Origin of the sequence: uncultured Metabacillus sp. (assembly GCF_947503125.1) — a bacterium.
In the GTDB taxonomy this organism is placed as follows: Bacteria; Bacillota; Bacilli; order Bacillales; family Bacillaceae; genus Metabacillus.
This window is the reverse complement of record NZ_CANNCR010000144.1, coordinates 1-1,523: the sequence shown is the minus strand read 5'-3', so window position 1 is coordinate 1,523 and position 1,523 is coordinate 1. Positions and strand designations below refer to the sequence as shown.

1 protein-coding gene and 2 pseudogenes are annotated in these 1,523 nt (G+C 33.6%); all 3 read left to right on the top strand.

All coding sequences use genetic code 11. The features are described from left to right. Positions 1–173 precede the first annotated feature (173 nt). Positions 174–479: a DNA-binding protein gene (locus tag Q1B07_RS26520; protein WP_299095774.1), complete on the top strand. Its 306-nt coding sequence runs from the start codon at positions 174–176 to the stop codon at positions 477–479. Positions 480–611: 132 nt separating this feature from the next. Next, positions 612–1,086 (top strand): annotated as a pseudogene (locus Q1B07_RS26515) (conjugal transfer protein); the annotation flags it as partial. Between the two features lie 128 nt (positions 1,087–1,214). Beyond that, a pseudogene (locus Q1B07_RS26510) lies at positions 1,215–1,445 on the top strand (transposase); the annotation flags it as partial. Between the last annotated feature and the right edge of the window lie 78 nt (positions 1,446–1,523).

Below are 1,523 nucleotides of genomic sequence, written 5' to 3'. Positions count from 1 at the left end.
CTACCATAATTGATATAACCTAAATTCAATACAACCAACGAGTAACACTCATTTTCTTTGTGCGAAAGTTGAGTTAAAAAGAAAAAAAAATTCGGCAAAAATATTCGAATCTATACCTTTTCATACTTAAATAAATCTTAGACCTAATACGGTGCATTTAAGGAGGTGTTAAAATGTTAACTCTCGACAAAGATGCTTTTAAAGAAATGTTCAGTGAAATCATCAAAGAGGAAGTGACGAAGGCTTTACAAGATATTAGAACAACACAACTTCCTCCCATGCTTACAAAACAACAACTTGAGCAGCTGTTAAATATCAAACACGCAAAAGCCTCCGAATTGTTAAATCGACCTGATTTTCCGGTTTTCAGAGAAGCAGGAGTTTTAGTACCAACTCATCTTCTGTTCATATGGATTGAAAAAAATACACGATGGATAGAAGATAACACTAAATATTTTGGAAAAGGTATTACAGCATAAAGTTGTGTGAGCGTTAAATGTAATAAGGTGAGATTCAAGAAACTGCTCTTTGAAAAGTACATAAAGACAAAGAAAGCGAATTTGACGAAAAATTATCAAAATCACCAAGTAAAAAGACTAGACACCTTTATTTTTTTATCAGGGTTTATTTATGAATATGTCAATGTGAGAAACGATATGGATTCAATTGAGCAAAGGAAAAAGAAGTTGGAAAGTTATATGGTTACTGATGCTAGTGCAATTTTTGAAGTTGAAAGGAGGTATGAACTGACTGGACTAAAAGGAAATCGTATATTAAACGAATACAGCTTGTATAACGTGAAGAAAGAAAAAGGTTATAGCCTTTTTCAATATAAAGTGAACTATACTAATCAGTTTCCAGTGGAAAAAAGAAGTGGAAAAAACGGTGAAAGATGGAGAGAAGGAAAAGAAAGTGATTGAAAAGGTGATCGAGATGCAAGGGGTTGAAAAACAACTATTGTTGAATATTCCTGTAACGAATAGAGGAGATGCTTTTGCGGTCACTGCTGTTCCTTATTTTTCTGTGATTTATGATTTAAAAGGAAAAATAGTTTCTTCTAATAATGAGGAAACGATGGAGGAATATACCCACAATTAACGGAAAATTATTCTTTGCCTGGGAGTGTAATATAAACTGTGTAAGTAAAAGAGCGTACGGCTTTTACTGCACAGTTTATTTATTTTCTGTAGAATAAAGATATAAGATAGGAGGTTTTGTACGTGACTAATAAGAAGCGTGACCCAGAGTCCGTTAAGCTAGCGAACCTCATCTTAGAAAAGTACCAACCAGAGACAGTAGAAGATATGCAAAATGCATTAAAAGATATTTTTGGGCCCATGTTTGAATCAATGTTAAAAGGTGAAATGAACCATCATTTAGGATATGAATCGAATAATAAAGAAGAGAAAAAGACTACCAATCGTCGCAATGGGTACGGGAAGAAAGCTGTTATTGCCATCCCAAAATGACCAAAAGTTGACGGTATTGCCTGTCCAGAATTAGACGATTATAATGTCCATATA

Coding starts and splice junctions, on each gene's coding strand:
- Q1B07_RS26520 (WP_299095774.1), top strand. CDS start 174: ATGTTAACTCTCGACAAAGATGCTTTTAAAGAAATGTTCAGTGAAATC.